This window comes from Streptococcus sp., from assembly GCF_019414905.1.
GTDB lineage: Bacteria > Bacillota > Bacilli > Lactobacillales > Streptococcaceae > Streptococcus.
Genome location: NZ_DXLC01000293.1, coordinates 1 through 3,819 on the forward strand (window position 1 = coordinate 1; position 3,819 = coordinate 3,819).

The following is a 3,819-nucleotide window of genomic DNA, read 5'->3' on the forward strand; positions in this document are numbered from 1 at the left end:
AGCGTTTTCGATTCCAGCCCGATAGGCTGCAATGACATCCATGAATCCTTCCATCAGATAAATCTCAATGGTTTTACCAGAAGATTTTTTTGCCCTATCCATATGATATAATTCGTAACTTTTGTTAAAAATTGCAGTCGATCGGCTATTTTTATACTTAGAAGTTTGTGAATCCGTTTTCTGCCAGATACGACCTGAGAAGGCAATGACCTTTCCCTGATCATTTGTCAGAGGAAACATAATGCGATTGTGAAAGGTGTCTACAAATTGATTAGCATCCGAGAGATAAAACAGTCCTGAATCCAGGAAATCCTCATCACGATACTGACCAGTCAAACGTTGATAGAGATAGTTTCGTTCTGGAGGTGCCAAACCAATCCGAAAATGCTTAAGCACTTCATCTGTCAAACCACGCTGATAAAGGTAGTTTCTGGCCTCTTCCCCCATGGTCGTTGTCATGAGAATAGCATGATAAAATTTGGCAGCATCTTCATGCATATCATAAAGAGATTGGTGGGGGGAGGCTGGCTTCTGCTCACTATAAAGCGGTTTTTCCACCTCTATCCCAACACGCTGACCTAAGATTTGGACAGCCTCCATAAAAGGAACCCCTTGATACTCCTCGATGAACTTAAAGACATCACCCGAGCGACCACAACCAAAACAGTGATAAAACTGCTTATCCTCTACAACGTTGAAAGAAGGTGTTTTTTCACCATGAAAAGGACAGAGCCCTAGATAGTTCCGTCCTGCCTTTTGTAAAGAAATCACATCTCCTATGACTTCCACAATGTTGGCATTGTTTTTGATTTCTTCAATGACTTGTTTGTCAACCATACACAATACCTCCATGTTATCATAGTTTACTTTATATAGTATACTTTATTTCAGAAAAAAAGTAAACCATTTCACTCATTTTCCCTACTTTATTCAAAGAGTTGATAATAATCAGAGATTTTCATTTTTGCTTTTTCTTCTTGGTTCAAATCTTGGATAATTCGTCCTTCTTTCATGACAATCAAGCGATTGCCATATTTGAGAGCATCTTCCATATGATGGGTAATCATAAGTGCTGTCAACTGATCATTCTTGACAAATTCATCTGTCAATTCCATCAAGGCCACACTGGTCTTTGGATCAAGGGCCGCAGTATGCTCGTCCAACAAGAGTAATTCAGGACGCTTCAAGGTTGCCATCAAGAGGCTCAAGGCCTGTCTTTGTCCACCTGATAAAAACTCAATCGGTGTATTCAAGTGTTTCTCAAGACCATTTCCTACTTTTTCAATAGTTGCCTGAAATTCATCCTTATAGCTAGCCAGACGTCTTGGTAACAGTCCACGTTTTTCACCACGAAACTTGGCAATCAAAAGATTTTCAGCCACTGTCATACGAGGAGCTGTCCCCATCTTTGGATCTTGGAAGACACGAGACAGATACTTAGCACGCTTTTCTGGTGAAAACTTGGTAACATCTTCACCCAAAATACGGATGGTTCCACTGGTTAAGGACAAGGTTCCTGCAATAGTGTTAAAGAGGGTCGATTTACCAGCGCCATTTCCACCCAAAATCGTGATAAAATCCTGTTCAAAAATTTCTAAGGAAACATCATTTAAAATAATCTTTTCTTCATCAAAGCCATTTTTAACGACTTTGGTTGCATTTTTTAATTCTACAATTGCTGTCATTTGCTTAATTTGGCTCCTTTCAAGATGGTTTGCTTAAATGTTGGAATCATGAGGCAGACTGCTAAAATCACTGCACTGTATAGACGAAGGTAACTTGTGTTAAAGCCAAGCGCGATAACTGCCCATACTAAGAATTGATAGGCAATAGAACCTACAACGATGGTAACCAAACGCTCTGCCAAGCTCAAACTCTTGAAGATAACTTCTCCAATAATCAAACTTGCAAGCCCCACAACGATGACACCAATTCCTCGAGAAACATCAGCATAGCCTTCTTGCTGGGCAATGAGGGCACCTGCAAGGGCAATCACCCCATTTGATAAGACCAAGCCCATGAGCTCCATGCGTCCAGTATGAATTCCGAAACTTCTAGCCATATCAGGATTGTCACCTGTAGCAATATAGGCTTGTCCAAGTTTAGTGTCCAAGAAAAAGAGCATGAGAGCAATGACAAGACTGACAAAGATAAGACCTGTCAAGAGTTGGTTCAAGTCTGAATCAAAAGGTAAGACATCCTGGATTTGCTTAGTTCCAAGCAAGCCTAAATTTGCACGTCCCATAATCAAGAGCATGATAGAGTGACAAGAAGTCATCACCAAAATCCCTGAGAGCAAGGTTGGAATCTTCCCTTTTGTATAAAGAAGACCTGCTGCCATTCCAGCCAAACAACCTGCTCCTACAGCAACAAGTGTCGCTAAAAAGGGATTTACACCTTTGGTTATCAGAGTGACAGCAACAGCTCCCCCAAGAGGGAAGGAACCTTCTGTCGTCATATCTGGAAAGTTTAAAATCCTAAATGTCATAAAGATTCCCAGACCTAAAATAGCCCAGACAAATCCTTGAGAAATAATAGATAATATCATCTGTTTCTTAACCTTTTCTATATGATTTCTATTGTAAAAAATTGGAGGAGATGTCCCCAACTCCTCCATTACAGATTATTCAATCACTTGTCCTGCTTCTTTTAGAACAGATTCAGGAATAGTAATACCAAGTTCTTGTGCCAATTTTTTATTGATCACTGATTTACCAGTTGAAAAGACATTCACTGGTGTATCAGCTGGTTTTGCTCCTTTCAGAACTTGAGCAATCATTTTACCAGTTGCCACACCAAGGTCATGTTGGTCAACTACAACGGATGCCAAACCACCTGCTTCTACCATGGCAGTTGCACTTGGGTAGATTGGTTTTTTAGCTGATTGGTTGCTTGATACAACAGTTGAGAAGGCTGAAGCAATTGTGTTATCAATTGGAACCCAGATAGCATCGACCTTGCTAGTCATAACGTTAACTGTTGAAGCAATTTCATTTGTTGAAGGAACTGCAAATGTTTCCACTGTCAAACCTGCTTTTTCAGCATAAGCTTTAAATTCTTCTACCTGTGTTTTTGAATTGTCTTCACTACTTGAGTAAAGAGCACCGATTGTTTTCACATTTGGTGTCAGAGCCTTGATGAGTTCAACTTGTTGTTGAGCTGGGTTGTGGTCAGATACCCCTGTAATGTTGCCACCTGGTTTTTTCAAATCTTTAACCAAGTTAGCACCGATTGGGTCTGTAATAGCAGCCATGATAACAGGTAGATCTTTTGTTGCACTAGCCAAACCTTGAGCAGCTGGTGTTGCGATACCAACAACCAAGTCATTACCATTCGCAACCAATTGTTTACTCATTGTCGCAACCTTACTTTGGTCACCTTCTGAGTTCATAAAGTCGATCTTCAACTGATCATCTTTATAGCCTTCTTCTGCAAGTCCATCTTGAATCCCTTTATAAATCAAGTCAAGAGATGGATGGCTCACAAACTGAAGGACACCAACTTTGGCAACTTTCTTTTCATTCTTAGCTTCTGGTTTATTCATTGAAGAGTAAATCAAGCTTCCTGCTACTAAGACTGCTAATGCAACGATAATTCCAATTAAACGTTTATTTTTCATTCTATTTCTCCTTTTTAATTCCTTTAAAATACTTCACTTATCTAAACAAGCGACGCCATCGTTTTCTTTCCATACTAACCTCCATCAAAAAAGTCCTCACACAAAAAACTTGTGTGAGGACGTCGATGCGCGGTACCACCTCAATTATAGGGAATTTCCCTATCGCTCTGTCTCGCAATAACGAGATGCACTGTAAGGTG

4 protein-coding genes are annotated in these 3,819 nt (G+C 40.1%); all 4 read right to left on the reverse strand.

All coding sequences use genetic code 11. The annotated features are described in order from the left end of the window. Positions 1-837, reverse strand: an 837-nt coding sequence (gene dnaG, locus QZ359_RS08890; RefSeq protein WP_293965893.1) for a DNA primase, incomplete at its 3' end; no start/stop codon positions are given. A gap of 89 nt (positions 838-926) precedes the next feature. After that, positions 927-1,685 carry an ABC transporter ATP-binding protein gene (locus tag QZ359_RS08895; protein ID WP_153193302.1) on the reverse strand — a complete coding sequence of 253 codons (759 nt, stop codon included), beginning with the start codon at positions 1,683-1,685 and terminating at the stop codon, positions 927-929. Next, positions 1,682-2,548, reverse strand: coding sequence for an ABC transporter permease (locus tag QZ359_RS08900; protein WP_004234420.1), 867 nt, complete (start codon positions 2,546-2,548; stop codon positions 1,682-1,684). Before QZ359_RS08900 ends, QZ359_RS08895 begins: the two co-directional genes overlap by 4 nt. A gap of 75 nt (positions 2,549-2,623) precedes the next feature. Further along, complete coding sequence (gene trpX / locus QZ359_RS08905; RefSeq protein WP_153197555.1) at positions 2,624-3,619, reverse strand: tryptophan ABC transporter substrate-binding protein; 996 nt, start codon at positions 3,617-3,619, stop codon at positions 2,624-2,626. Between the last annotated feature and the right edge of the window lie 200 nt (positions 3,620-3,819).

Coding starts and splice junctions, on each gene's coding strand:
- trpX (WP_153197555.1), bottom strand. CDS start 3,619: ATGAAAAATAAACGTTTAATTGGAATTATCGTTGCATTAGCAGTCTTA.
- QZ359_RS08900 (WP_004234420.1), bottom strand. CDS start 2,548: ATGATATTATCTATTATTTCTCAAGGATTTGTCTGGGCTATTTTAGGT.
- QZ359_RS08895 (WP_153193302.1), bottom strand. CDS start 1,685: ATGACAGCAATTGTAGAATTAAAAAATGCAACCAAAGTCGTTAAAAAT.